A 2,764-nucleotide genomic window follows, 5' to 3' on the forward strand; every position below is an offset into this window, starting at 1 on the left:
ACGAGTTACGAGTTACGAGTTACGAAATGTAATGGCCAAGACGAGGATAGACAGGCTGCTGGTGGAGAGGGGGCTGGCGCCGACGAGGCAGAGGGCTCAGGCGCTGGTCATGGCCGGGTGCGTCCTGGTCGGCGACGTTCCGGTGGAGAAGCCGGGCCAGCAGGTCCCGGCTGATGCCGGCGTGAGGGTGCGCGGCGAGGACCACCCCTACGTCGGCCGAGGCGGGGTCAAGCTCGCGGCGGCGCTCAGGGGGTTTGCGATCGACCCTGCGGGCAGGGTCTGCATGGACGTGGGCGCCTCCACCGGCGGGTTCACCGACGCGCTCCTTCAGTCCAAAGCGGCGAAGGTCTACGCCATAGACGTGGGATACGGCCAGCTCGACCAGAGGGTCGCGCGCGACGAGAGGGTGGTGGTGCTCGACCGCCAGAACATCCGCTCGCTGAAAAAAGGCAGGATCGCAGAGGCGATCGATGTCGCGGTCATCGACGTATCCTTCATATCGCTCGCGCTCGTTTTGCCTGCGGTCGACCTCTTCCTCGCGCCGGGCGCGCAGGTGGTGGCCCTCGTGAAGCCCCAGTTCGAGGTCGGCCGCGAGCTGGTGGGGAAGGGCGGGATCGTAAAGGACCCCGCATCCCATGGGCTGGCAGTGGAAAAGGTGAAGGCCACGGGCAGGGGGCTGGGATGGGAGTTCCGCGCAGCGATGGAATCGCCGATAACAGGCGCCAAGGGCAACCGTGAGTTCTTGGTCTATTTCGTGAAGGGCGCTGAGCCGGTCGATCCGCCTGGTCAATAGGTCTGGGACTTAGGGTAATCGGCCTCCGGTGATTTAGGCCGGTCTCTGTCCGAGATCTTCCGGGCCTTGAGGAGAAGCTTTTCGACCGCCAGTCTGTCCCTGGAGTCCTTCATGAGCTCGACCGCCCTGGCGAGCTTGGATTCGATCTTCGTGATGGGAAAGGGCGTGCCCCTCTCCACCACGTCCACCGCCTCGGCCCAGGCGGAGCGCACGTGGTCCTTTGCGGCCCTGAGTTTGTTCGGTGTCGCCTCCGCGCTGGCCGAGTAGAGGTGCCTGGCCTGATACCATATGCTTCCGACCAGGGCCGCGTTGAGCCCCCTGCGGAGCGCGATGCGCCACTGGGTCTCGGTGACGTGTGGCGATATCATCACCTGGCTCCACGCGCCGGCAACGACCTCCGCCGTGGGGTGGCTGTTGTTGCCCGTCTTTTCAACGGCGGGCCCTCCGAGCCACAGGGCGATCTCGCCGGCGACCGCCGACAGCGCGGGCCTGCCGCTCATGAGGAAGAAGCGGGAGGAGAAGTCGAAGGTCAGGGCGGCACGGCTTTTCCATTCGCTCGGCCTGCCCGCCGAGAAGAGCGTCCCCGCCAGAAAGGCAAGCTCCGCGGCACGGGCCTGGTCTCTGTCGGCCTCGATTTCCGAGGTCATTGCAAAGTCCATCGCGAACTCCGCGACCATCCTTCTGATATGCCCCGAATCGTCCTCGCGCGCTATCACCGCGATCCTCTCGAGGCTCTTGTCTCCGAGGATGCTTACCCTGACCATGTGGTGAGGGCTTGCGAGGCTCCTGACCGACCCCGCTGTGCCCAATGCGGTCCCGCTCCTGGTTCGCAGGAGTTTTTCGATCGAGTACACAGCGCTCATGAGGCCGTGCGTCTGCCGCCTCTCCCTGCCCTCCATGCGCACGCCGCCGATCACCCCCTCGTATCTGTCCCTCGCGGTCTTCTTCACCGACTGCCTTTGGCCGGATATCGAGACGAGGGGCTCAAGCGGTGTCGCCTTGGCGTTTTTGCCCGGGGGATAAGAGAGGGCATTTCCGCTCGTGCCGATAGGGCATATCCCCCATCCCGGCTTGTTCAGGAGGGCGCTCAAATCCTGCAGAAACAGAGAAGGCATTGTTTTTGGTGCACTTTTCATTCATCCCTCCACTCTTATGCGACGCGAGGCATAACATCGCTCGTTTGACAGGGCAAGGGGAGAATTCGGCGCCGGCAGCCAGTGAGTTGAGCTTCATCGAGTCCCAGAGCCTGCCTATGCGCGAGGAGCTGCTGAATTTCGTTTCCAGGCCCATTTGTCTCCTGTTCGATCGTTTCAGCCTTATGCGACGATTAGCGCATGCCTTCAAACAGGGCAAGGGCTATCATTGTTCGAGCCGGACAATATGCCGGACGAGCTGTTCGAGGACGGGTATTAAGGTTCTAAAGATGATTCCAAAATGCTCCGAATTTCTTCTGAACTTTTCCTTTTGCCGATGTGCTCGGGGGGACAGCCGGCACTGGATCCGTCTTTAGGCGAGAGCGGCCTTCCGCGGAGTTCGATCTTCTTTCTTTACATCTCCCGCAAATAGCGGCACAACGCGCGCCTGAAGCGAGGTGCCGATGCTGGGCAAGAAACGGATACTGGCCGCGAGCGGCGGTTTTCTCACGGAGACCTACAGGGTCTCCGGAGTGAAGGGCTGCCTGAGAAAGCTCGCGGCCGCAGTCAAGATGCAGCTGCCGGTGATGGCGCTCGGCCGGCGCACCAACTCGAGCGTGGGCGCCTACTTCGACCTCATAACGGACGACGCCCGCGTATTCTACGGCGACAGCTTCCACTTCGGTTATTTCAGGCGCGGCGACGAGAGCTTCCAGGAGGCCCTGGACAACCACACCGACGTCGTTGCCGAGATGGCGCAGCTCGACTCCGCCCGAGAGGTGCTGGACGTCGGCTGCGGCATCTGCGCCCCGGCGATCCGCGTAGCTGGCAGGCACGG

Annotated in this window: 3 protein-coding genes; 2 read left to right on the forward strand and 1 reads right to left on the reverse strand. The window is 63.0% G+C overall.

Annotated elements, in window-relative coordinates; all coding sequences use genetic code 11:
- Positions 1-31 precede the first annotated feature (31 nt).
- Positions 32-793, forward strand: a complete 762-nt coding sequence (locus JXA24_03690; GenBank protein ID MBN1282857.1) for a TlyA family RNA methyltransferase — start codon at positions 32-34, stop codon at positions 791-793.
- Here JXA24_03690 and JXA24_03695 read toward each other — a convergent pair.
- A complete protein-coding gene (locus JXA24_03695; GenBank protein ID MBN1282858.1) occupies positions 787-1,743 on the reverse strand; it encodes a hypothetical protein in 957 nt (318 codons plus the stop codon). The two genes, JXA24_03690 and JXA24_03695, sit on opposite strands and share 7 nt — an antisense overlap.
- A gap of 647 nt (positions 1,744-2,390) precedes the next feature.
- Between JXA24_03695 and JXA24_03700 the strand changes: the two genes are divergently transcribed.
- A partial coding sequence (locus tag JXA24_03700; GenBank protein MBN1282859.1) for a class I SAM-dependent methyltransferase occupies positions 2,391-2,764 on the forward strand: 374 nt, incomplete at its 3' end.

Source organism: Pseudomonadota bacterium (assembly GCA_016927275.1).
GTDB lineage: Bacteria > UBA10199 > UBA10199 > 2-02-FULL-44-16 > JAAZCA01 > JAFGMW01.

Coding starts and splice junctions, on each gene's coding strand:
- JXA24_03690 (MBN1282857.1), top strand. CDS start 32: ATGGCCAAGACGAGGATAGACAGGCTGCTGGTGGAGAGGGGGCTGGCG.